The sequence below is a fragment of the Collinsella sp. CLA-ER-H3 genome (assembly GCF_040092425.1).
Classification (GTDB): Bacteria; Actinomycetota; Coriobacteriia; order Coriobacteriales; family Coriobacteriaceae; genus Collinsella.
Genome location: NZ_JBBNLP010000004.1, coordinates 64,868 through 87,177, shown reverse-complemented (window position 1 = coordinate 87,177; position 22,310 = coordinate 64,868). Strand labels below are relative to the sequence as shown.

Genomic DNA, 22,310 nt, shown 5'->3' with positions numbered 1-22,310 from the left:
GGTGGTTGGCGTGGCACGGTCGATTGTCTGCGGTTATTTGTACCCAAAGATGGTGGGTTTATGGGGGCGGATTGCGGACATGCGCATTATCGACACGAGGCCGGGGCGCGGGAGGCACTGGGTGGGGTGTTGATGCTGGTGAGGCTGTATTTCCGGGGCGTGCGGGCGGCCGCTAATGAGCGTTGGCGGCTTGCGGTACTTTCCAGCTTTATCGCAACGGAGTACAATGGGTAACGTTTAAGTTCAACTTGAAGTTTTAGTCGTGGCATCGGGCTTCGGCCGTAATGCAGGGAAAGGCGTTCCATGGCGATCTATGTGACATCTGATGCTCACGGGCACGTGCGCGCGCTGGACGAGGCCCTTTCCAAGATCTCGCTGACGTCCGACGACACGCTGTATGTGCTGGGCGACATGATTGACCGCGGTCCCGATCCCGTCGGCGTCATCAACTTGGTGCGGTCGCTGCCCAACGCTCGCGTGCTTAAGGGCAACCACGAGCAGATTATGCTCGACGCGATCATTGGGCAGGACCCGCTCGATGCCGAGACCTGGGATATCAACGGCGGTTGGACCACGCGCCAGCAGCTCAACGAAATGGAGTTTGAGGCATACGAGGAGCTTGTGCGCTGGGCTGCCGCCCTGCCGCTCTATGCGGTGGTCGAGACTGCCGAGCGGCCGTATCTGCTGGTGCACGCCGGCATTCAGGCCGAGGCAGCGCGTGCGTTTTTGCTTGAGCATGGTGTCGATTGCGCCGACGGTAGGGGAGCGGTCGATGCCGATACCGAGCTGCTGCAGCAAATGCTCGCCGTGCAGTCGTCTGACGACTTGCTGTGGATTCGCCATGGCTATTGGGATGCGCCGACTGGGTTGCTTTCTGCCGAGGGCAAGGGTCCGGTCGTGGTGAGCGGTCACACGCCAACGGTGTCGCTCGGGCGTTATTGCGAGGTCGGTGGTCTTGCGGGGCTCGACGAGGAGTCGGGCCGCGGGCAGATTGTGCGCCTGGGCGGCGAGGATGCCGCCGGTGTGCCCGATCGCATCGACATCGACTGCGCTGCCGCCACCGGCTCCGAGTTCGGTCGCGTGGGCATCCTGCGCCTGGACGACGGGGCGGAGTTCTACGCGAACATCAACCCGGGCGAATAATCGGTGCAAGGGGTAGCTAATTTGGGACGGGGCTTATTTGACTACTTTTGCCCTTCTGCCCGCTAATTGATTTCTCTGGGACGGGGATTAAATAATCATTTGGCTGCCCGCCGGCTAAGTGAGTAGACTTTTTTGGAAATGCCGAGCACCCAACATATTTGCCTCAATAAAACCGCAGGTCACAGACTTGTGCTCTGTTGGTGTGGTCGGGGATTCGGTAAAAGTCTACTCACTTAGTTTTGCGTGATGAATATTGTCCGCAACGAGACCCCAGCCGGGGTGATTCCATCGCAAATTCCGGTGACCGGGCAGCTAATTAGGCGCCGTATGGGTTGCGGGCTCGTTCTATGCGTTGGCGGATGTGGGCGTACTCGACAATCAGCAGCACCAGCAGTAGGGCCATGATAGCCAGGTAGCTTACGACGGCACCCATCAGGCCCAGCAGGTTGATCAGGATCACCGGGAGTACCACGCTCACGGCAAAACAAATCAGGTAGACCTTGGTGACGTCGCCGGCATGGCGCAGCACCGTGATGATGGCGTAGATAAAGTCGATGGCCGCGGTGACGCCGCCGGCGAGGACCATTAGCAGCGCCAGCGTACGGTAGCGCTCAAAGCTGAGACCGTACATAAAGCTCATGAGGGGAATACCGGGACCTGCCATAAATGCGGCGCACACGCCGGTGATGACCACGATCAGCGCCATAACGGCAACAATAATCAGGTCAAAGCGACGACGCTTGCGAGGATTAGCCCAAATGCTCGACAAGCGCAGGAGCTGCGGTTTATAGACAAATCCAATGCTCAACAGAATAGCCTGCGCCGGAAAGAACAGGGCATTAAAGTACAGCTGATATTTGTATGCCAGCTTGCCTTCCATCACAAACTTGGGCATGCTCTCAATTAGGTTGAACAGGAATAGCGCGCCAAAGAGTGGGGCGCACTGGACAAACAGGTGGCCGACCTCACGCAGGCTTACGCGGCGCGATTTTTCGGTCTCGAGCAGGGCGAGCGGCGCGGTGACCAGCACGAGCGAGGCGATCGCGGCGATGCCCATGGCCATGGCCGCGATGGGCATGCTACGCGTGAGGAACAGCGCCACGCTGAAGACCGCGATGACGCCGACGGAGCGTAGCGTTTGACTCATGCCAGCCAAGTAGAGCTTGTCGGCCTGCTGCAGGCGGCCTTCGTACACGTCGGCGACGCCGTCGATCACCTTGTAGAGGTAGACGCCCAGGCCGATCGTCGCCATATGCGCGTCATAGCCGCGGGCGCTGCTGTACATGAGGCCGCAGCCTAGGGCGAGCGCTCCGCAAAGCCAGCGGTTGAGCTGGTAGGAGGCAAAGGACGTCTTTTCGTCGATGTCTGAGACCTGGAAATTGCGCACGCCGTAGTTGCACGCGATCATGATGAGCGTGCCGGTGACGAAGGCGATGGAGAATTTGCCTGCTTCTTCGGCGCCCACGAGCTGTGTGGACACGATGGTGAGCAGAGGAAACGCCATGCCCCACACGGCGGTGCCCAGGGTATTCCAGAGATAGTCGCGGCGGGTGGCGTGCTCCTCGTATTCCGCTTCCTGCATGGAGAAGCCGCCGCCGTAGATGGCGCCGAGCAGGCGGTTCCACCAAGCGTTGACCATGCGGCGGACGGGGCCGGGCTCCTGATCGCGTTCGCGCCGGCGACGTGTGGCTTGGCTGCTATCGGGTCCGCCGGCGTTGCGCTGACTCAGCTCCTGGATGCGTGCGAGCTCTTCGGCCGTGTGGGAGGCAGGGAAGAGGCCGTTCTCGATGCGGCCGCCCTGGGCCTTCGCGGCGCCGTCTTTCAATGCAGCGGGGTTGGAGATGCCGTTGCGGCGGGCGATGGCGCGGCGAATGCTATCGAGGGGCGTGATGCTCAAAGCGGGGTCCTTTCTATTGCTGCGCTCTAGTATAGTCGCGGTGGTATCCATTCGTGTTTTTGAACAGGTTGTTCAATAATTTCGGCGGCGCCATTCAGTAGTCGGCACTTAGGGACGTTCCTTATGTGCCGGCACTTTGGGAACGTCCCTAAGTGCCGGCATCCGGGGACGCTCCTTGAATGTTGCCTGTTCAAGAGTGTCCCCAATGACTAGTCGTTTAAGAACGTCCCCAATGACTGGGCCGCTTGCCTGCGATTTTTGACCGTTGGGCGGGCTTGCCGCCCTTGCCGCAAAAACGTTTTTGCATATCGGGTACAACGGGCTTTACGTGAGTAAAGTGCGCGCCGCGTCCACGTGCCGCGTTTTTAAAGGAGGCCCCATGCCTGGTGTTACCCCTGCAGAAGTTCTGTCCAATTTTGGCATTACGCTGGTCGAAGACCCCGCTGAGAACCAGCCCCGCCTGCTGGTTGACCTGCCGGCAGCCGAGCTCGTCGAGCATGCCATCCGCCGCAACGAAGGCCGCATGGCATCCAACGGCGCGCTGGTGATCGAGACGGGGGAGCGTACCGGACGTTCGCCCAACGACCGCTTTATCGTTGACACCCCCGATGTCCACGACAAGATTGCCTGGGGCGCCGTCAACCGCCCGCTGTCCGTCGAAAGCTATGAGGTCATCAAAGCCGGCATCGTCGACTATCTCAACGAGCGCGATGTGTTCGTCACCCGCGGCATGGCCGGCGCCGACCGCAACCATACGCGCCGCCTGCTCGTCGCCTGCGAGCGTGCCAGCCAGGCGCTCTTCATTAAGCAGATGCTCGCCCGCCCGCTCGCCCGCGAAATCGCGCGCACCGGCGAGCCGGACTTCTGCGTGCTCGCCGCGCCGGGCTACCAATGCGACCCTGCCATCAAGGGCCTCAACTCCAGCGCCGCCGTGGTCATCAACTTCCAGGAGCGCGTGATTTTGGTCGCGGGTACCGGCTACTCCGGCGAGATCAAAAAGTCCATCTTCAGCGTTATGAATTACCTGCTGCCCGTCGAGGACGACGTGCTGCCCATGCACTGCTCGGCCAGCATGGATCCCGTCACGCACGAGACCGCCGTGTTCTTTGGCCTGTCCGGCACCGGCAAGACCACGCTTTCGGCCAATCCCATGCGCCTGCTGATCGGCGACGACGAGCACGGTTGGTCCGACATGGGTATCTTCAACATTGAGGGTGGCTGCTACGCAAAATGCGAGGGCCTGGACGCCTTCCACGAGCCCGAGATCTTCAACGCCGTCCGTTTTGGCGCCATTTGCGAAAACGTGGTGCTCGACGAGAACCGCAAGCCCAACTATGACGACATCTCGATCACGCACAACACGCGCGTGGCCTATCCCGTGGAGCACATTCCTAACGCGTGGACTAAGGGCATGGGCACCACTCCGAGTGTCGTGCTGTTCCTGACTTGCGACGCTTTTGGCGTGCTGCCGCCCATCTCACGCCTGACGGCCGATGCCGCCATGTACCACTTTGTGACGGGCTTTACGGCTAAGATTCCCGGCACCGAGGTCGGCGTCACCGAGCCCACGCCCACGTTCTCTTCGCTGTTCGGCGAGCCGTTTATGCCGCTCGACCCCATGGTTTACGCCAAGATGCTTGGCGAGCGCATTGCCGACGGCCGCACGCGCGTGTACCTGGTCAACACCGGCTGGATTGGCGGCGGCTACGGCGTGGGCCATCGCATCGAGCTGGCCTACACGCGCTCGCTGGTCGCGCGCGCCCTCGACGGCACCATCGAGGACAGCGAGTTCGTGCACGACGACATCTTTAACGTCGACATTCCCACGACGTGCCACGGCGTGCCCGATGGCATCCTGGTGCCGCGCCAATACTGGCAGAGCACCGCGCGCTATGACGAGGCCGCGCACAACCTGGCGGTGATGTTCGAGGAGAACTTCGAGAAGAAGTACTCGCACCTGCCCGAGTCCGTCAAAGCCGCCGGTCCGCACGCTCAAGTACACGCCGACGCCCGTCATCGCGGCCGCGGCCTGCTGGGACTCCGCCACTAGCTTCGCCGTGAGTCCATATCCACCACAAAGGGGACAGGCACCTTTGTGGTGGTTTTGCTCGCGTGGATGACTCGGGTTACAATACGCCTGACATATCGTCCCCTTCTCCGGATGGGGACAGCGCAAGCGTTCTTGTGACGGCACCGTAGGACTTTGAAGGTGGCCGTTGTAAGGGCGCTTTTTGTTTAGGCGCCCTCACTCGGGCGCGCACAATGAAGGGAGAGCGTATGAAGAGCTTTATTGCCGAGGATTCATTCTGGGAGCTGTTTCCGCAGGCAGCGGTCGGTGTTGTGGTCGTGGAGGGCATGAAGCCCACGGCTCAGATTCCTCAAGAGGACGTGGATGCGATTGCGGCGTTGCTCGACCGCGCCAATATCGATGCGGAGCGTCATCTGACCAGCGACACTATCAGCGAGAACGCACCGGTCAAGGCATGGCGCGAGGCCTATCGTCTGTTCAAGACCAAGAAAGGCGCGCGCTGCTCGATCGAGAACTTGCTCAAACGCGTGCTCAAAGGCAAGCCGGTGGGCCACATTACGCCCGCGGTGGATATTTACAACACGGTGTCGCTGACCTACGCGCTGCCCGTGGGAGGCGAGGATCTGCATGCGATCGAGGGGGACCTTCGCCTGAAGGTGACCGACGGTGGCGATGCGTTCTTGCCGCTTGGCGAGGAGGCGGACGATCCGACGCTGCCCGGCGAGCTCGCCTACATCGACGATGCGGGCGCTGTGTGCCGCTGCTGGAACTGGCGCGACGGCGTTCGCACGGCGCTGTCCGATGATTCGGCCGATGCGTTCCTGGCGATTGAGTGCGTGGAGCCCGAGCGGATGGGGGATTGCCAGGCTGCGATCGATCGCTTAGCCGAGCTGCTTGAGCGCTATCTGGGAGCGACGGTTGTCATTAAGACGCTTGTGACCCGCGACAATCCTTGCGTGGAACTGTAGCGGCGCCTAGAACCTATTGATGCCCCAAACCACCACAAAGGTGCCTGTCCCCTTTGTGGTGGTTTTTATGTTGATGGGTTAACAAATGGGGTATTTGGGTACGGGTGTCGCCTTATGCGACTAAGATGTTTACCCGTTAGCATTATGCAAGCGAAAGGCGGTCGTCTCCCATGCAGCAGAGCGACGAGACACGTTTCGAGGACTTTGTCGGACTGATCAGCGGACTCTACAAGGAGATCCAGCGCATTAAGACGTCTGAGGGCGCTAGGCTGGGTCTCAAGGGCTCCGACGTTATGTGCCTGTACTATCTTGAGCGCAGCAAGGATGGCCTGACTGGCGCCGACCTGGCTCGCATGGCAGGCGTGACCCGCGCCGCCGTCTCGCGTACGCTCGCGCATCTGGAGGAGGGTGGCTACGTCGAGGTCGATGATTCGGGCGATGCCGCCGTTAAGTATCGTGCTCCGGTGCGCCTGACCGCTCTGGGCGGCGAGAGCATGAGCGAGGCGGACCGCATCATTCGCGAGGTGCTCGATACCACCGGTAAGGCTATGGGTGTGGAGCAGCGCGAGCAGATGTATGCGTCGCTGCGCACGATTCTCAACACCCTGCGCGAGATCTAAGGCCGCCAAGGCATTTGCTACCCATTAACAACTGCATCGTCCCGTTTTAAGCGCGTATACCGTGCCGGGGCATTGTTGTCAAAATTCCCTGCGCGGGACCTGCGCAAGAAAGGATTCGTTATGTCCGTCCGCATTATTACCGATTCCGCAAGCGATTTGTCTCCGGCGGAACACCCGGCGCTGGCTGTTTTGCCGCTGTCCGTCACCTTTGGCACCGATGTGTACATGGATGGCGTCGACATCGATCACCAGCGCTTTTACGAGATGCTCGCGGAGCGCGATGAGCTGCCCAAGACCGGCCAGGTCAACCCGTACGCGTTTTCGCAGGCTATTGCCGAGGCGCGTGAGGCCGGCGATGAGGCTGTGATTATTACCGTGGGCGCTAAGCTATCAGGCACCAACCAGAGTGCCCGTACCGCACTTGCCGAGGCACCAGGTGGCGACGTGTTCGTGGTAGACAGCAACAATGTCACCCTCGGCGAGCGCGTCCTGGTCGAGTACGCGCTGCGCTTGGTGGACGAGGGCCGTAGTGCGGCCCAGATCGCGGCGGCCGTCGAGGCCGTGCGTGACCGCGTGGCCGTCATCGGCCTGCTCGAGACGCTGGAGTACCTGGTTCGCGGCGGTCGTCTATCTGCTGCGGCCGGCGCCGTGGGCACGCTGCTCAACGTGAAGCCCGTGGTGGCTGTCGAGGACGGCCTTATCGTGCAGCTGGGCAAGGCGCGCGGTTCCAAGAACGGCCGCAACCTGCTGAACCAAAAGGTCGAAAAGTCAGGCGGCATCGACTTTTCCATGCCGCTGGCGCTGGGCTATACGGGCCTTTCGGATGCGGTGCTCAAGAAGTATGTCGAGGACAGCGCGGCACTGTGGGCTGGCCACACCGAGGGCGAGTTGCCCGTTCACACCATCGGCGCCACCATCGGCACCCACGTAGGCCCCGGCGCCGTCGCCGTAGCCTTCTTCCAGCCCGCCAACTAACCGACCTGCCATAAACCACCACAAAGGGGACAGGCACCTTTGTGGTGGTTTATGCTTTTCCGGGTGGAAGGGAGCGAGCAATGGCGTCTGAGGGCTTTTTTGAACGGGTGTACGAGGTGGTCGAGCAGATCCCCGAGGGGATGGTCGCCACGTATGGCCAGGTGGCGCTGCTTGCCGGTCGTCCACGAAGTGCGCGGTACGTGGGGTATGCCCTGCATAGTAATCCGCGCCCCGGCCAGATTCCCTGCCATCGTGTGGTGTTTGCCGACGGTCGCATTTGCGAGGGCTTCGCTTTTGGCGGTCCCGATGCTCAACGTGAGCTTTTGCTAGGGGAGGGTGTGGCGTTTAAGGACGACATGCACGTCGACTTGGCCGCCTGTCGCTGGCCTGCCGGGCTCTAGCGGTTCTGCCGTGGCGAAAACCACCACAAAGGCGCCTGTCCCCTTTGTGGTGGTTTTACGCTGTAGGTTTACCAGAGCTAACTTATGGAGAAGGTGTGTTGGCGTACTTTGCCGTCAGAAAGTAAACCACGGTGAACTATATTGGTTTCAGCAACGGAGCAGGCAATAGGCGATGAAAAAGCCTGCCCTGTTGAGTTTGATTCGCATTCCTCCCCTCTGTGCGATTCAACGGTGTACTTCGGGAACAGGCCCGCTGGCAACTAGCTGCCGGCGGGCCTGTTCCTGTTTGTCGAGGGGGTGCGATGGACGGAGCCGAAGCGGTCCGGCTCCAAAAAAGGCGGACGCCGTAGCGCCCGCCCTAAAGCAATCGAAAGCTCAAGCCAGCAGATCGGTCTAGTACACCATGCCCATGGCGTCCTGAACCTCTGCCAGGGTCTGATCGGCGATCTCGTTGGCGCGACGGTTGCCCTCGTGCAGCACGTCCTTCACGTAATCCAGATCGTTCTCGTAGCGCTGGCGACGCTCGCGGATAGGTGCGAAGTACTCGTTGACGGCCTCGGTCACGTACTTCTTGAGCTGGCCGGAGCCGCCCATGCCAATCTCCTCGGCAATTTCGACCTCGGAGCGACCGGTGCAGATGGCGGCCGTCGAAAGCAAACCGGACACGCCGGGGCGGTTCTCGGGATCGAACGTGATCATGCGCTCAGAGTCGGTCTGGCTCTTCTTGATGCGCTTGGCCGTCTCCTCAGCGGTCATCGAGATGTTGATGGCGTTGCCGTAGCTCTTGCTCATCTTGCGACCGTCAAGTCCGGGCAGTAGCGGGGTCTCGGACAGCAGCGCCTCGACCTCGGGGAACACCTTGCCGTAGCGGTTGTTAAAGCGGCGGGCGATGGTGCGGGTGAGCTCGATGTGCGGCAGCTGGTCGCGACCGACCGGCACGACGTTGCCCTTGCAGAACAGAATGTCGCAGGCCTGGTGCACCGGGTAGGTGAGCAGAAGGCCGGTAAGCTCGTGGCCCGAGGCCTCCATCTCGGCCTTGACCGTGGGATTGCGCGCCAGCTCGGCCTCGGAGACCAGCGACAGGAACGGCAGCATGAGCTGGTTGGCGGCGGGCACGGCGGAGTGAGCGTAGATCATGGTCTTGTCGGGGTCGATACCGCAGGCAAGGTAGTCCATGACCATGTTGTACACGTTGTCCTGGATGTGCTCGGTGGTGTCGCGGTCGGTGATGACCTGGTAGTCGGCGATGAGTACGTTGGTCCTGGCGCCCATGTTCTGCAGCTCCACGCGGCCCTTGAGGGTGCCAAAGTAGTGACCCAGGTGCAGACGGCCGGTGGGGCGGTCGCCGGTAAGCATGGTGAACTTCTCGGGCGTATTGGCCAGGCCCTCGCGAATGGCGTTGCTCTTTTGCAGCGCGACTTCGTAGCTGTTCTCGTTTGGCATGATTGCTCCTAACGTTCGTTCGCAGGTTTTGATGATAGCGTGTTTATTGAGAGGGGTGGGCGTGAGTGGGTGAGGGACTGCCAGGGGCCGGCTTTCAAGTCCGCCGCGGCGTTCGCGCGAACGGCTGCCAACGCCTTGGCACATCCTCGGCAGCTTGCCCTAGAGCTTGTGGTGGCGCTCTTCTTTGCGCTCCTCGGCTGCCTGCTCCTCCTGCTTAAAGGCGGGGTCGTCGGGGGTGACGAGCTCGTCCTCGTGCGTGCGCTTGTTGTAATGGTGGCGCAGCACGGGCTCAAACAGGTGCAGGTGCTTGGCGAAGGCCGCCGAGCCAATGGCGAGCACGGTAAAGATGAGCACGCGCATGGGCACCTCGACCTGGTTAATCGCGGCGGCGCCGGCCGAAAGCATGATGCACCAGGCATAGATGAGCAGCACAGCCTGTTTTTGGTTGTAGCCTTCTTGGATCAGGCGGTGGTGGATGTGGCCCTTGTCGGCCTGCCCGATGCTAATGTGGGCGCGCTTGCGGCGCACGATGGCGCTAAACGTGTCGATGATAGGCACGCCGGCAACGATGAGCGGGATGATAAGCGAGGTGAGTGCGGCGGTGCGGCTCACGTTGAGCAGCGAGATGGAGCCCAGCGCAAAGCCCAGAAGCAGCGACCCCGAGTCGCCCAAGAAGATGCTTGCGGGGTTGAAGTTGTAGCGCAAAAAGGCCAGACAGGCGCCAAAGAGCGCAATGGAGAGCGCGGCGGCGTCGATGCGGCCCGAGAGAACGGCCATCGAAAACATGGTGAACGACGCGATGCCGCAGATGCCCGTGGCCAAGCCGTCGAGGCCGTCGATGAGGTTAATGATGTTGGTGAATGCCACCAGATAGATCACGGTAATGGGGTAGGCGAGCCATCCGAGCATGATCTCGCCGGGAGCAAACGGGTTGACGATGACGCCGATCCGCAGGCCGCCCATGCAGGCGATAAGCGCGGCGAGGACCTGTCCGGCCAGCTTTTGCTTGGGCGTGAGCTGGAAGACGTCGTCGATAGCGCCGGTCGCAAAGATAACGGTAAAAGAAAGCGCAAGTATGGGGTAGCTGATGTGCAGACGGGGGTGGGGCACCAAAACGGGCGGCCAACCCAGGTACCAGGTGCCTAGGATTTGCACAGTGCAGGCGACGACCAGGCCCAAAAACACCGCCGTTCCGCCCAAACGCGGGATGGGCTTGGTGTTGATGCGGCGCTTAGAAGGATAGTCGACGGCGTCGAGCTTGATTGCCAGGCGCTTGACCAGGGGTACCGTGAGGAAGGTCGTGATAAAGGCCGCCGCTGCCACGCATAGGTACGGTATGTAGCTCGGGGATGAAGCCATGAATCTAAAAACCGCCAAGCGTCGAAGGAAAAGGTCAGAAGAACGCCATGCGCAAAGGGCATAGCCGAACCATAATACTCGACCAAGGGGGGTGCATGGAATTGCACGCAGCGATAATCACGCGCTTACCAGATATTGGGATGTTGTCGATGGCTTGTCGGGATGCCGGCGGGGATCCATATGGACTGTAATGGTGATTTTCGGCAAAAGAAAACCACCCCCCACGTTACGAAAATGAACCCACCTAAAACAGGTGGGTGCCCTCATCGACTGTTCCAGCGTCCTTAACAACGAAGGATACCTGTACTAGGTACGACTGTGTGGGCTCCCTAAATAAACGCGACGGTTCACCCAGTTGCTCCGCGGGGGGCGGAATACCTACATCATAAAGCGGCACTTTATTGATTCCAGTCTTGACATTACAAAAATCGTGTCGGACGATTACGGCGCCTTGGGCTCGAGCCGTCTGTGGGGTTGATCCCTTTACGTTTGAGCTGCTGAATCGTTGTTTTGGAGCATGGTTTTATGCCGACGTCGTTGACCGAACTTTTTTCGCCCGCCTGCCATTTGTGTCCGCGCCGTTGCGGTGCGGCGCGCGATGAGGGCGCGCACGGCGTCTGCGGTGCTAACGACACGCTCAAGGTGGCCCGCGCCGCGCTTCATATGTGGGAGGAGCCGCCTATCTCGGGCGAGGCCGGTTCGGGCACGATCTTCTTTAGCGGCTGCTCGCTCAAATGTATCTACTGCCAGAACCACGAGATCTCGACCGGCAATTTTGGCCTTGAGATTTCGCCTGAGCGCCTGGTCGAGATTATGCTGGAACTGCAGGACCAGGGTGCCAACAACATCAATTTGGTGACGGCGACGCACTATGCGCACCTGTTGCCTGCCGCGATTGCCGCGGCACGGGCGCGCGGACTGGTTATCCCAATCGTCTACAACACGAGTGGTTACGAGCGCGCGAGTGCCGTGGCGGCGCTGGGCGACCTGGTCGATGTGTGGCTCACCGACTTTAAATATGCCGATGCCGGGCTTGCGCAGTCGCTCTCCCATATAAAGGATTACCCGCGTGTGGCCGTGTCGGGTCTGGCCCAGATGGCGCGCGAGATCGAGCGCCGCGGGGGAGAGTTGGTGGACGAGGACGGGCTTATGAAGCGTGGCATGATCGTGCGTCACCTGGTGCTTCCGGGGCATGCAGACGATTCGTGTCGCGTGCTGGACCTGGTGTGGCAGACGGTGGGCGACGTGCCGATCTCGGTTATGAACCAGTACACGCCCAATGCGCTCATGCGCGAGCAGGGCGGCGACCTGGCACGCGCCGTGACGCGTGAAGAGTACGAGCAGGTGCTCGACCATGCCGACGACCTGGGTTTTACGACGATGTTCTGGCAAGAGGGCGGCGCGGTAGACGAGAGCTTCACCCCGGCCTTCGACACCACCGGTGTTCTTACCAGCGCAAAGTAGCGCGTTCGTCGATGATTTTTCTGGGACGGGGATAAAAAATCATCGAGAGGATCGCCTGTTCGAAAAGTTGCCAAAATAGCCGCGCCCCAAAAAGACTGGTTATTGGGCGTTGACAGTTGGCGAGCCGTAGGTAAAATATCGACTTGTCCTGGGGACGTAGCTCAGTTGGGAGAGCGCTGCCGTCGCATGGCAGAGGCCGAGGGTTCGACTCCCTTCGTCTCCACCCTTGGATTTGATAAGCCGCTGACATTGTGTCGGCGGCTTTTTTTAAAAGAAAGGGCTATACCATGGCCGAGCTTGAGTCCCAACCATTGTCCGACGAGGAGCGCGCTGAGTTGGAAGAGCTCCGCGCCGAGAAGGCCCGCCGCGAGGCTCGGGAAGAGGCCCGTCGCGAGCGTGAGGAGCTGGCTGCCCTTCGTGCCGAGCGCACGAAGGCCGAGGAGGCCGCCGTGAACGCCGCATCCGCATCGGCGCCCGCGCCCGCACCCAAGCCCGCTGCTGCGAAGCCTGCACCTGCCGCGCCCAAACCTCAGCCTAAAAAGGCCGCTCGTCCCAAGTCCGTCGAGCCCAAGCCGAGCCGTGACGAGATGACCTTTGCCCAGCGCATGGTTACTTCCAAGGAACCTACGGGCGAGAACGAGATCCCTGGCATGGCGCCGGCTCAAAAAATCATTATTGTCCTTGCCCTCATCGCGTTCGTCATCTTTATGGGCTACACGATCCTGACCAGCATGGGCCTGCTCTAACCGATTTGCATCGGGCGTCATGTCCGCATGCTCTGCTCTTGTCCAACCCTCAAATTCTGCACCACACATCCGAAAGGTCGCCCCATGGCTTTGACCGACATCTCGCATCCCACCGACATTGCAATGCTCACCGATCTGTACGAGCTCACTATGGCCCAGGGCCTGTGGGAGAGCGGCAAGGCCAATGAGCAGGGTTGTTTTACCGCGTTTTACCGCGACCATCCCTTTGGTAGCGCCTATGCCGTCATGTGCGGCACCGCCGAACTGCCCGAGCTGGTCGAGAATCTGCGCTTTACGCCCGAGGACATCGACTACCTCGCCTCGCTCCAGGCCCCTGCCGGCGGCGCGATGTTCAAGCCTGGATTCCTCGACTACCTGCGCGATTTTCGTGCGCATGTAAACATCGACGCCGTGCCCGAGGGCGAGCTCGTCTTTCCGCGCGAGCCCATGGTGCGTGTCACCGGCCCCGCGCTGGAGTGCCAACTGCTCGAGACGGCGCTGCTCAACATCGTCGGGTTCCAGACGCTTGTCGCCACCAAGACGGCGCGCGTGGTGCTCGCCGCCGACGGTCGCCCTGTGGCGGAGTTTGGCCTGCGCCGAGCCCAGGGTCCCGATGGCGGCCTGGCCGTTGCGCGCGCGAGCTACGTTGCCGGCTGCTCCTCTACGTCCAATGTGCTCGCCGGCCGCCGCTACGGTATTCCCGTCTTTGGCACGCATGCGCACAGCTGGGTGATGAGCTTCGATTCCGAGCTCGAGGCCTTCCGCGCCTTTGCCAAGTCGAGCCCCAAGAACTGTACGCTGCTCATCGACACCTATGACGTGCGCGAGGGCTGCGAGCATGCCATTACGGTTGCCAAGGAGATGGAGGCGGTGGGCGAGCGTCTGTCGGCTATTCGCATCGACTCCGGCGACCTCGCCAAGCTCTCCAAGTATGTTCGCGGCCGTTTTGATGCCGAGGGCCTGCCCTATGTGGGGATCTCGGTTTCCAACGATCTGGATGAGTACACGATTCAGTCGCTGCTCGACCAGGGCGCGCCCATCGACAGCTTTGGCGTGGGCACCAAGCTCGCGACCTGCTACGATCAGCCGGCGCTGGGCGGCGTGTACAAGCTTTCCGCCCGCCGTGCGAGCGAGGCAGATCCATGGACGCCGGTGGTCAAGCTCTCCGAGCAGCCCTACAAGCGCACGATCCCGGGTGTGCAACGCGTGCGCCGTTATTACGACGGCTTTGGCGGCCCGGTCTGCGACATGATCTACGACGAGGACCATCTGGCGGGGGAGGGCGCCGCGCGCGGCAATACCCTCGTGGCCGTGAATGATGCCGCCCTGGTGACTGACGTGTCCGAACTTGAGTATCGTGAGCTGCTGGTGCCGATCGTGCGCGACGGCAGTGCGGTGGCTCCGCGTGAGAGCATCCAGGACGCGCGCGAGCGCTGTGCTTGGGCGCTCGATCATCTGGACGCAGCTTTCAAGCGCTTCCTGTACCCGCAGACCTATGTGGTGGGCATGGAGCAGGGCCTGGCTCAGGTGCGCGACGAGCTCGTGCGCAAGAACATGGCCGCGGCCTCTGCCTTTCCCTGGGCTCATTAATTCCTTGGGCGGTAGGGGCGAGTCACGCTCCCTTGGGCGCCAGCTCGGCCGTTCGCTGAACAGTTGATTGGTTTGACGTATGACGACTTCTTATAAAACGATGGTGGTAAAGATCGGTTCGTCCACGGTGGTGGGTGCCGATGGCAAGGTCAACCGCGCCTTTATCGGCGGACTTGCCGATCAGGCCGCAGCGCTGCGCAAGCTCGGCTGGCGTCTGGTCGTGGTGAGCTCGGGCGCTATCGCCTGTGGCTATCCCGTGTTGGGCTTCGACCGCAAGCCGGTCGGCGACCTACCGAGCCTGCAGGCCTGCGCCTCGGCCGGTCAGTGCATCATCTCGTCGGCCTACGACGAGGAGTTCCATGCGCGCGACCTGCTCACCTCGCTCGTGCTGCTCACGCGCCACGATACGGCCCGCCGCACGTCCTACCTACACGCGCGCGACGCCCTGCTGCGCCTCGTGGAGCTTGGCGTGGTGCCGGTCGTCAACGAGAACGATACCGTCACCGTCGACGAGATCAAGTTTGGCGACAACGACACACTGGCGGCGCTTGTGAGCTGCCTGGTTTCTGCCGATCTGTGCGTGACGCTCTCGGACATCGATGGTCTCTATACTGCCAATCCGCATGAGGACCCCACGGCCGAGTTTGTTCCTGTCGTGCATAAGATCGATGCCATGATTATCGCCTCGGCGGGCGATTCTTCCACATCGGTGGGCACGGGCGGCATGATCACCAAGATTCGCGCGAGCCGCATTCTGATGACGGCGGGCATTCAGAGCGTGATTTGCTCGGGCGAGGAGCCCGATGCGCTCGTGCGCCTCGCCCGCGGCGAGAGCGTGGGCACGCTGTTCGATCCGCCGGCGGAGCGCTTGGACATTGCGCCCCGCAAGCTGTGGATTGCACTGGGCGACAAGGCGCATGGCTCGGTGACGGTCGATGACGGCGCCGCGAAGGCGCTGGTCAGCCGTGGTTCTTCCTTGCTTGCGGTGGGTATTCGCGAGGTCGATGGCGCGTTTGCCGAGGGCGATGTGCTCGACGTGTGCGATTCGAGCGGTATGGTCGTCGCCCGCGGTATCGCCGAGGCCGATTCGGACGTGCTGGAACTTGCCGCCGGCCGCCGCCAGGACCAGATCGCCAGCAACCGCCTGCTCGCTAACCTGGCCGAGAAGCCTGCGATCCATCGAGACAACTTGATTGTATTTGCATAAAGAAAGACAGCGCTGCGGATCGTTTCCCGCAGCGCTGTCTTTCTCGTGCCGGCACCTGGGGACGTTCTTTTTGTGCTGGCAGGTGGGGACACTCCTATGCTAGAAGATCTGGCGTAGGTCTCCGCGGTTGAGGGCTTCGTCGAAGAGGTGCTTGAACACCACGCTGCCGTGCAGGCCATCGTGCTCAAACTCGTTGGTCACCCAGGCGTGCGAGTTGCCTACGCGGCTGAGCGTATCGAGCTGCATACCCGAGTCCACGTACATGTCGTCGAAATACACCGCGGCCTGGAGCGGCACTTCGTTGCAGGCCAGGCGCTGCGGGTCGTAGATTTTGTCCCAGCTGGTGTCTTCCATCAGCAGGTCCATGGCGGGTTTGAAGGGCTTGAGCTCGGGCATCTGCTCAAACATCCACGGGAACATGGCCTCGCCGGTAAACATGAGCGGGCGCGCGAGGGTGTCGAACTCGGCACGATGGGCCTTCTCCTCTGCTGCGGCCCAGCGAATGGGCATGGTGTCGCCGTCGGCGTAGATGAACTCCTGCAGTGTCCAGTACAGCGGGTTTGTACGCGTGTTGGTGCGCTCGAAGGCGCGCATCAAAAAGCTGTCAGATACCGAGGCGCCGCAGGTCAGCGTGCCGTCGCCGTCAACAAAAGCGTGATCGATAATCCAATGCATGCGCTCAAAGCTCGGCTTCATGCCAAAGTCGCTGCCCATGAGCTGCAGGCGCTCGACCGTCATCGGCGAGCCGTCGGGCAGCACGGGCTTCTGTGCCTCGAGCGCATCGGCCAGGGCTGCCACGCGCTCGACGTCGGCGGGGTAGCGGTCGTAATACTGCTGCGTCTTGGCGGCCATGCGAGGGAAGGTGTGCGCGTAGACCTCGCTGGCGCTCGCCGGCACGTGGGGGATGCCGCCGCAGGTAAAGCTCGCCGCCACGCCCTCGGGGAAGAGCGACAGATAGCTCAGCGTCAAAAAGCCGCCGTAGCTCTGGCCGAGCGTGACCCACGGCTTGCCGCCAAAGCCCACCAGGCGCAGGTACTCAAAATCGCGCACGATGGAGCTGGCGAGGTGGCGCTTGAGGAAGTCCGCCTGCGAGCGCGCGGCATCGGAGCCGGCCACCGTCGCGCGCTCGCCCAGAGCCGCGATCGTGCGCCCGTCCACGCAGCTACTGCGTCCGGTGCCGCGCTGGTCGGGAAGGACCACGCGGAAGTGCTTGACGGCCTCCTCGATCCAGCCGTCGCTTGTGGGCGACAGCGGACGCGGGCTCTCGCCGCCGGGGCCGCCCTGCAAAAACAGGAGCAGCGGCAGATCGTCGTTGATGCGGTCGGGCGCGCAAACCACGCGGTAGAAGAGCTTGATGCTCTCGGGCGCGCCGGCGATTGGTGCCGGCATAGCGCCGCGGCGCATGGTGCTGCCGACGGCCAGGAGCATCGGCTCCAGGCCGCGCCAGTCAAGGGGTACGTCGATGCTGTGGTCCTCGACGTAAAGGCCGGGGACGTGGTACGAAGTGATGAGGGCCATGTGAGTCTTCCGTTCGTTGCGGTGTTTCGGGTTGACCAATTCTACCGCCGCGGGCGAGGCCATGCGCAAATCGGCTACCATGGTTGCAAACTTCTAGGAGAAAGGGCCGCCCATGTCGGTCGATATAGCCACGTATGTCCACGATCTTGCCGTTGCCGCCAAGGCAGCGTCGGCCTCGCTTGCCACGGCGAGCGATGAGCAGCGTCAGGAGGCCGTGCGCGCCATGGCCGCAGCACTGCGCAACGGTGTCGACTCCATCGTCGCCGCTAACGAGCTCGATATGTCCGCCGCACGCGATGCGGGCACTTCGGCCGGTCTGCTCGACCGTCTGCTGCTGACGCCCGAGCGCGTCGAGGGCATGGCCGCCGGCCTGGAAAAGCTCGCCGAGCTGCCCGATCCCGTCGGCCGCGTGCTCGACCACCGCGTGCTTGCGAGCGGTGTGGACCTGACCCGCGTGAGCGTGCCGTTGGGTCTGGTTGCCATGGTCTACGAGGCGCGCCCCAATGTGACGGCCGACGCCGCGGGCATCTGCATCCGCACCGGCAACGCCTGCATTCTGCGCGGCGGCTCGCTGGCCTATCACTCGTGTGCCATGATCGCCGAGCTGCTGGCCGATGCGCTCGAGGCCAAGGGCTTCCCGCGCGAGGCCGTGTCGATGATCGAGTCCACCGACCGCGAGGCCACCGGCGAGCTCATGAAGCTCCGCGGTATCGTCGACGTACTCATTCCGCGCGGCGGTGCAGGCTTGATCCAGCGCTGCGTGCGCGAGTCGCTTGTGCCGGTGATCGAGACGGGCACGGGCAACTGCCACATCTACGTGCATGAATCCGCCGACTTTGATAAGGCGCTCAACATTATCGTCAATGCCAAGACCCAGCGCGTAGGCGTGTGCAATGCCGCCGAGTCGCTGCTGGTCGACCGTGCTGTGGCAGATTCGTTTTTGCCGGCGGTCGTTGCCGTGCTGCGCGACCACGGCGTACTGATTCACGGCGACGAGGCCACGTGCGCCGCATGCGCCGACGCTGGGCTTGCCGAGGGCGACAACTACGTCGCCGCGACTGAGGAGGACTGGGGTCGCGAGTACCTGGCTCTCGAGATGAGCGTGAAGGTCGTGGCGAGCGAGGACGAGGCCATCGCACACATCAACCGCTACGGCACGATGCACTCCGAGGCCATCGTTGCCGAGGACACGGATGCTTGCGAGCGCTTCCTGGATGCGGTCGATGCCTCGGCCGTGTACGCCAACGCCAGCACGCGCTTCACTGACGGCGGCGAGTTTGGCCTGGGCGCCGAGATCGGCATCTCGACCCAAAAACTCCACGCCCGTGGCCCCTTCGCCGCCGAGGCCCTCACCACCTACAAATACAAGCTCCGCGGCACCGGCCAGGTCCGCCCCTAAACCCCTCGTAAACGAAAACCACCACAAAGGTGCCTGTCCCCTTCGTGGTGGTTTTAGGTGGCGTGGGCGGTTAGGCCTGGAAGGTATCGCGGTCGGGGGCGAAGGACTGCATGGCCGCGATGGTGCGGTCAAAGAGCTCGGGGAGCTCTCAGCCCAACATCTCGGCGCCCTGCGAAATCACGTCGCGCGAGCAGCCGGCGGCAAAGCGCTTGTCCTTGAACTTCTTCTTGAGCGACTTGGTCGTAAAGTCCATAACGCTCTTGCTCGGGCGCATGATGACTGCAGCGCCGATCAGGCCGGTGAGCTCATCGCAGGCAAACAGGATCTTTTCCATCTGCAGCTCGGGCTTGGGCAGCGAGGTGTTGAAGTCGGACGTGTGCGTCTGGATGGCGCGAATGAGCTCTGGAGACGCACCTTCGCCCTTAAGAATCTCGGCAGCATAGATGGTGTGGTTCATGGGGTCGTCCTCATGCTCCTCCCAATCCAGGTCGTGCAGCAGACCGACGATGCCCCAAAACTCCTCGTTCTCGGGGTCGAACTCGCGCGCAAAGTAGCGCATAGTGCCCTCGACCGTCTCGCCATGGGTGATATGGAACGGGTCCTTGTTGTGCTCGTTGAGCAGTTCGAACGCGCGGTCGCGGGTGATTCCGGCGGTAAGCGGCTCTGCCATAGGAGACTCCTTGTGCTCGTGGGTATCGATAAGAATGAATACTACTAGAACAAGAAAACCACCACAAAGGTGCCTGTCCCCTTTGTGGTGGTTTTGGCGCGGTTGGGTTAGTTGAGGGCGGCTTGGGCTAGGCGGGCTTCGGCGGCCTCCTCGGTGACGCCCAAGGCCACGGCGAACTCCTCGATGGAGCGGCGCTTGGCTTCCTTGAGTACGCGCATGTAGTAGGAGCTGGGCTTTTTATCAGCTTCCTCGGCCTGGCGAATGCGGTACATCATGGTCTTTGCCACGCGGACCGTCTCGGGCGCGCCCAGCTTGAGCTGCTGCTTAAAGTGCGTCTCCTCAAGCGAGCTGTTGCGCTCGGTAAAGGTGTCGCACTCCAGCTCGTCATAGTGGCTCAGCAGGTGCTCGGCATCTTGCTGCGAGATGGCGGCGTGCAAACGGTCGGCCTGCGCCACGGGGTACATGAGGATCGTCTGCGCATGTCCCTGCTTGGTCTCGAGCAGCAGCATGGGCTGCGGTGTGTCGTCCCTAAAACCGACGACGGTGCAGACTCCCTGGCCCGGATGAATGACGTGTTGACCGATTGAGAACATGCTACCTCCAACTTATACGAATTTACGTATGTCTAGAATAACACGCTGACGTGCGCAAACCCTTACTTTATGCAGGAAAAGCACACAACTCTGATAGGTAAGAGTATTCGATAACAGACGCAGCTCATTCACACCTTTATGCATTTTCAACGCCTGCATAATCTGCAGGCAGACTGGCATCTTTGAGTGACTCCATACAAGCTGTAGTCATTTTTGTGCATATGCAATATCTATTAGCTTTACCCTGCGACAGTGCCCGTCGCTTGTGATAGAGTGCTACAAACTCTGGCTTTTGCCCTACGAGTGACCAAGAGCTCGGGGGCTTTAACACAAGGAGGATCTATGCCCGAGAAGATTGAAGAGCTGGTACGCGCTGCGCTTGCTGCGGCCCAGGAGGCCGGCGACCTTTCCGCATTTGAACTTGACGATTGCGCTATCGAGCGACCGGCTGACACTTCTCATGGCGAGTGGACCTCTACCATGGCCCTGAAGTCCGCCAAGCTGGCCCACTGCGCCCCGCGCAAGATCGCCGAGGCCATCGTTGCCCATATGCCCGAGGACCCCGCGATCGAGAAGGTCGAGATCGCAGGCCCCGGCTTCATCAACTTCTACCTCTCCGTTGCCGTCAAGAATGCCATCTTTGGCGAGGCTCGCGAGAAGGGCATGGACTTCGCTAAGTCCAACGTCGGTGGTGGCCTGAAGACCCAGGTCGAGTTCGTTTCCGCTAACCCCGTCGGCCCCATGCACATCGGCCACGGCCGCTGGGCCGCGCTGGGCGACTCACTCTGCCGTGTTATGGACCACGCCGGTTACGACATCCAGCGTGAGTTCTACATCAACGACCACGGCTCTCAGATGAACACCTTCGGCAACTCCATCAGCACGCGCTATATGCAGCTTGCCGACATCATCGCCAAGCAGGGCGTGGATATCGACGAGGCTCACAAGCTGCTGATTGCCGACCGCGACGCCTTCGTTGCCGACGAGAATGACGAGCATCCCGAGACTCATCCGTACCAGGATAACTTTGCCGAGACCCTTGGCAAGGACTCCTATGGCGGCGACTACATCATCGACGAGGCCGCCGAGTTCTGGCGCACTGACGGCGATAAGTGGGTCAACGCCGATCCTCAGGAGCGTATGGAGAGCTTCCGCGAGCGCGGCTATGTAAAGATGGTCGACAACATGCGCGACCTTTGCCATGCCGTTAACTGCGACTTCGATCGTTGGTTCTCCGAGCGCTCACTGTATGTGAAGGACACCGAGGGCGAGACCGCCGGCACCTCCGCCGTCGACCGCGCTTTTGAGAAGCTCGACAAGATGGGCTACCTCTACACCAAGGACGGCGCCCTGTGGTTCCGCTCCACCGACCTGGGCGATGACAAGGACCGCGTCCTGATCAAGTCCGACGGCGAGTACACCTACTTCGCCTCCGACGTTGCCTATCACTGGGATAAGTTCCAGCGCGTCGACCACGTCATCGACATCTGGGGTGCCGACCACCACGGCTACATCGAGCGCGTCCGCTGCGTCTGCGACGCTCTTGGCTATCCCGGCAAGTTTGAGGTTCTGCTGGGCCAGCTCGTCAACCTGCTGCGCAACGGCAAGCCCGTCCGTATGTCCAAGCGCAAGGGCACCATGGTGACCCTGCAGGAGCTCGTCGACGAGGTCGGTTCCGACGCCGCCCGCTACACGCTCATCTCCAAGAGCTCCAACCAGATGGTCGACTTCGATATTGAGGCCGTTAAGAAGCGCGACAACTCCAACCCGGTCTATTACGTGCAGTATGCTCACGCCCGCGTGTGCTCCATCCTGCGCCGTGCCGCCGACGTTACGCCCGAGCAGGCTGACGAGATGGGCATGAAGGCCGTCGCCGCCAAGGCCATCGGTGAGAACGTTGATTACTCGCTGCTGACCGACCCGACCGAGCTCGCCCTTTCGCGTAAGCTCAACGAGCTCACCGACCTCATCGCCAGCTGCGCTCGCGACCGCGCCCCGTTCCGTCTGACGCACTTTGCTGAGGAACTCGCCGGCGACTTCCACAGCTTCTACGCTGCCTGCCAGGTTCTGCCGAGCGAGGGCCGTCCCGTCGACCCCGAGCTTTCGCGTGCCCGTCTGGCCGCTTGCGACGCCGTCCGCGTGACGCTCGCCCTGGTGCTCACCCTTGTTGGTGTCTCCGCTCCCGAGCAGATGTAAGCTACGGGTCATTTGACCGCGCAAGTTTGGTTTAACTGAGCCTTGAAAGCCCGATCTCCCATATGGAGGTCGGGCTTTTTGCACAAACGCCG

At 61.7% G+C, this 22,310-nt stretch carries 18 protein-coding genes and 1 tRNA gene; 13 read left to right on the top strand and 6 right to left on the bottom strand.

The window, feature by feature from the left end; translation table 11 throughout:
- Positions 1 to 303 precede the first annotated feature (303 nt).
- Positions 304 to 1,143, top strand: coding sequence for a metallophosphoesterase (locus tag AAAX32_RS04495; RefSeq protein ID WP_349100105.1), 840 nt, complete (start codon positions 304 to 306; stop codon positions 1,141 to 1,143).
- 316 nt (positions 1,144 to 1,459) lie between these two features.
- On the opposite strand, the gene AAAX32_RS04490 is transcribed toward AAAX32_RS04495, so the two are convergent.
- Positions 1,460 to 3,040 carry a lipopolysaccharide biosynthesis protein gene (locus tag AAAX32_RS04490; protein ID WP_349100104.1) on the bottom strand — a complete coding sequence of 527 codons (1,581 nt, stop codon included), beginning with the start codon at positions 3,038 to 3,040 and terminating at the stop codon, positions 1,460 to 1,462.
- Positions 3,041 to 3,419: 379 nt separating this feature from the next.
- On the opposite strand from AAAX32_RS04490, the gene pckA reads away from it, so the two are divergent.
- From pckA to AAAX32_RS04465, 5 genes are all read left to right on the top strand, one after another.
- Positions 3,420 to 5,090, top strand: coding sequence for a phosphoenolpyruvate carboxykinase (ATP) (pckA, locus tag AAAX32_RS04485; RefSeq protein ID WP_343000601.1), 1,671 nt, complete (start codon positions 3,420 to 3,422; stop codon positions 5,088 to 5,090).
- A gap of 227 nt (positions 5,091 to 5,317) precedes the next feature.
- Entirely contained in the window at positions 5,318 to 6,037 is a 720-nt protein-coding gene (locus AAAX32_RS04480; protein ID WP_138374922.1) for a phenylalanine--tRNA ligase beta subunit-related protein, read from the top strand.
- Between the two features lie 170 nt (positions 6,038 to 6,207).
- Positions 6,208 to 6,657: a MarR family transcriptional regulator gene (locus AAAX32_RS04475; RefSeq protein WP_117820503.1), complete on the top strand. Its 450-nt coding sequence runs from the start codon at positions 6,208 to 6,210 to the stop codon at positions 6,655 to 6,657.
- Between the two features lie 120 nt (positions 6,658 to 6,777).
- Positions 6,778 to 7,632 carry a DegV family protein gene (locus AAAX32_RS04470; RefSeq protein ID WP_349100103.1) on the top strand — a complete coding sequence of 285 codons (855 nt, stop codon included), beginning with the start codon at positions 6,778 to 6,780 and terminating at the stop codon, positions 7,630 to 7,632.
- Between the two features lie 80 nt (positions 7,633 to 7,712).
- Positions 7,713 to 8,033, top strand: coding sequence for an MGMT family protein (locus AAAX32_RS04465; RefSeq protein WP_118065061.1), 321 nt, complete (start codon positions 7,713 to 7,715; stop codon positions 8,031 to 8,033).
- Between the two features lie 393 nt (positions 8,034 to 8,426).
- On the opposite strand, the gene trpS is transcribed toward AAAX32_RS04465, so the two are convergent.
- Positions 8,427 to 9,476: a tryptophan--tRNA ligase gene (gene trpS, locus AAAX32_RS04460; RefSeq protein ID WP_148332236.1), complete on the bottom strand. Its 1,050-nt coding sequence runs from the start codon at positions 9,474 to 9,476 to the stop codon at positions 8,427 to 8,429.
- Between the two features lie 159 nt (positions 9,477 to 9,635).
- Positions 9,636 to 10,835, bottom strand: coding sequence for an MraY family glycosyltransferase (locus AAAX32_RS04455; protein WP_022094798.1), 1,200 nt, complete (start codon positions 10,833 to 10,835; stop codon positions 9,636 to 9,638).
- Between the two features lie 525 nt (positions 10,836 to 11,360).
- Here AAAX32_RS04455 and AAAX32_RS04450 point away from each other — a divergent pair.
- The 5 genes from AAAX32_RS04450 (at position 11,361) to proB (ending at position 15,842) form a co-directional block, all read left to right on the top strand.
- Entirely contained in the window at positions 11,361 to 12,299 is a 939-nt protein-coding gene (locus AAAX32_RS04450; protein ID WP_006235472.1) for a radical SAM protein, read from the top strand.
- Between the two features lie 150 nt (positions 12,300 to 12,449).
- Positions 12,450 to 12,522: transfer RNA gene (locus AAAX32_RS04445), tRNA-Ala, on the top strand.
- Between the two features lie 64 nt (positions 12,523 to 12,586).
- Entirely contained in the window at positions 12,587 to 13,045 is a 459-nt protein-coding gene (locus AAAX32_RS04440; RefSeq protein ID WP_349100102.1) for a hypothetical protein, read from the top strand.
- 84 nt (positions 13,046 to 13,129) lie between these two features.
- Positions 13,130 to 14,635, top strand: coding sequence for a nicotinate phosphoribosyltransferase (locus AAAX32_RS04435; protein WP_117583751.1), 1,506 nt, complete (start codon positions 13,130 to 13,132; stop codon positions 14,633 to 14,635).
- Between the two features lie 79 nt (positions 14,636 to 14,714).
- Positions 14,715 to 15,842 (top strand): glutamate 5-kinase, encoded by a 1,128-nt coding sequence (proB, locus tag AAAX32_RS04430; protein ID WP_349100101.1) that lies wholly within the window; start codon positions 14,715 to 14,717, stop codon positions 15,840 to 15,842.
- 99 nt (positions 15,843 to 15,941) lie between these two features.
- Here proB and AAAX32_RS04425 read toward each other — a convergent pair whose 3' ends face one another.
- Entirely contained in the window at positions 15,942 to 17,360 is a 1,419-nt protein-coding gene (locus AAAX32_RS04425) for an alpha/beta fold hydrolase (protein ID WP_349100100.1), read from the bottom strand.
- 112 nt (positions 17,361 to 17,472) lie between these two features.
- Here AAAX32_RS04425 and AAAX32_RS04420 point away from each other — a divergent pair, with 112 nt between their 5' ends.
- On the top strand, positions 17,473 to 18,759 hold the full coding sequence (locus AAAX32_RS04420) for a glutamate-5-semialdehyde dehydrogenase (protein WP_349100099.1): 1,287 nt from the start codon (positions 17,473 to 17,475) through the stop codon (positions 18,757 to 18,759).
- A 148-nt stretch (positions 18,760 to 18,907) separates the two neighbouring features.
- Here AAAX32_RS04420 and AAAX32_RS04415 read toward each other — a convergent pair whose 3' ends face one another.
- Both AAAX32_RS04415 and AAAX32_RS04410 read right to left on the bottom strand, forming a co-directional pair.
- The gene (locus AAAX32_RS04415) at positions 18,908 to 19,429 is read right to left on the bottom strand and encodes an HD domain-containing protein (protein WP_349100098.1); all 522 of its coding nucleotides are present in this window, start codon (positions 19,427 to 19,429) and stop codon (positions 18,908 to 18,910) included.
- 107 nt (positions 19,430 to 19,536) lie between these two features.
- Positions 19,537 to 20,022, bottom strand: a complete 486-nt coding sequence (locus AAAX32_RS04410; RefSeq protein ID WP_138112805.1) for a CarD family transcriptional regulator — start codon at positions 20,020 to 20,022, stop codon at positions 19,537 to 19,539.
- A gap of 342 nt (positions 20,023 to 20,364) precedes the next feature.
- Between AAAX32_RS04410 and argS the strand changes: the two genes are divergently transcribed.
- Complete coding sequence (gene argS, locus AAAX32_RS04405; protein WP_055286535.1) at positions 20,365 to 22,218, top strand: arginine--tRNA ligase; 1,854 nt, start codon at positions 20,365 to 20,367, stop codon at positions 22,216 to 22,218.
- The last annotated feature ends 92 nt before the right edge of the window (positions 22,219 to 22,310 follow it).

What these genes read in the sequence shown, in the direction of transcription:
- AAAX32_RS04410 (WP_138112805.1), bottom strand. Translation starts at nt 20,022, where the DNA reads ATGTTCTCAATCGGTCAACACGTCATTCATCCGGGCCAGGGAGTCTGC.
- AAAX32_RS04415 (WP_349100098.1), bottom strand. Translation starts at nt 19,429, where the DNA reads ATGGCAGAGCCGCTTACCGCCGGAATCACCCGCGACCGCGCGTTCGAA.
- AAAX32_RS04465 (WP_118065061.1), top strand. Translation starts at nt 7,713, where the DNA reads ATGGCGTCTGAGGGCTTTTTTGAACGGGTGTACGAGGTGGTCGAGCAG.
- pckA (WP_343000601.1), top strand. Translation starts at nt 3,420, where the DNA reads ATGCCTGGTGTTACCCCTGCAGAAGTTCTGTCCAATTTTGGCATTACG.
- AAAX32_RS04455 (WP_022094798.1), bottom strand. Translation starts at nt 10,835, where the DNA reads ATGGCTTCATCCCCGAGCTACATACCGTACCTATGCGTGGCAGCGGCG.
- trpS (WP_148332236.1), bottom strand. Translation starts at nt 9,476, where the DNA reads ATGCCAAACGAGAACAGCTACGAAGTCGCGCTGCAAAAGAGCAACGCC.
- AAAX32_RS04475 (WP_117820503.1), top strand. Translation starts at nt 6,208, where the DNA reads ATGCAGCAGAGCGACGAGACACGTTTCGAGGACTTTGTCGGACTGATC.
- AAAX32_RS04450 (WP_006235472.1), top strand. Translation starts at nt 11,361, where the DNA reads ATGCCGACGTCGTTGACCGAACTTTTTTCGCCCGCCTGCCATTTGTGT.
- AAAX32_RS04435 (WP_117583751.1), top strand. Translation starts at nt 13,130, where the DNA reads ATGGCTTTGACCGACATCTCGCATCCCACCGACATTGCAATGCTCACC.
- proB (WP_349100101.1), top strand. Translation starts at nt 14,715, where the DNA reads ATGACGACTTCTTATAAAACGATGGTGGTAAAGATCGGTTCGTCCACG.
- AAAX32_RS04480 (WP_138374922.1), top strand. Translation starts at nt 5,318, where the DNA reads ATGAAGAGCTTTATTGCCGAGGATTCATTCTGGGAGCTGTTTCCGCAG.
- AAAX32_RS04425 (WP_349100100.1), bottom strand. Translation starts at nt 17,360, where the DNA reads ATGGCCCTCATCACTTCGTACCACGTCCCCGGCCTTTACGTCGAGGAC.
- AAAX32_RS04420 (WP_349100099.1), top strand. Translation starts at nt 17,473, where the DNA reads ATGTCGGTCGATATAGCCACGTATGTCCACGATCTTGCCGTTGCCGCC.
- AAAX32_RS04495 (WP_349100105.1), top strand. Translation starts at nt 304, where the DNA reads ATGGCGATCTATGTGACATCTGATGCTCACGGGCACGTGCGCGCGCTG.
- argS (WP_055286535.1), top strand. Translation starts at nt 20,365, where the DNA reads ATGCCCGAGAAGATTGAAGAGCTGGTACGCGCTGCGCTTGCTGCGGCC.
- AAAX32_RS04440 (WP_349100102.1), top strand. Translation starts at nt 12,587, where the DNA reads ATGGCCGAGCTTGAGTCCCAACCATTGTCCGACGAGGAGCGCGCTGAG.
- AAAX32_RS04470 (WP_349100103.1), top strand. Translation starts at nt 6,778, where the DNA reads ATGTCCGTCCGCATTATTACCGATTCCGCAAGCGATTTGTCTCCGGCG.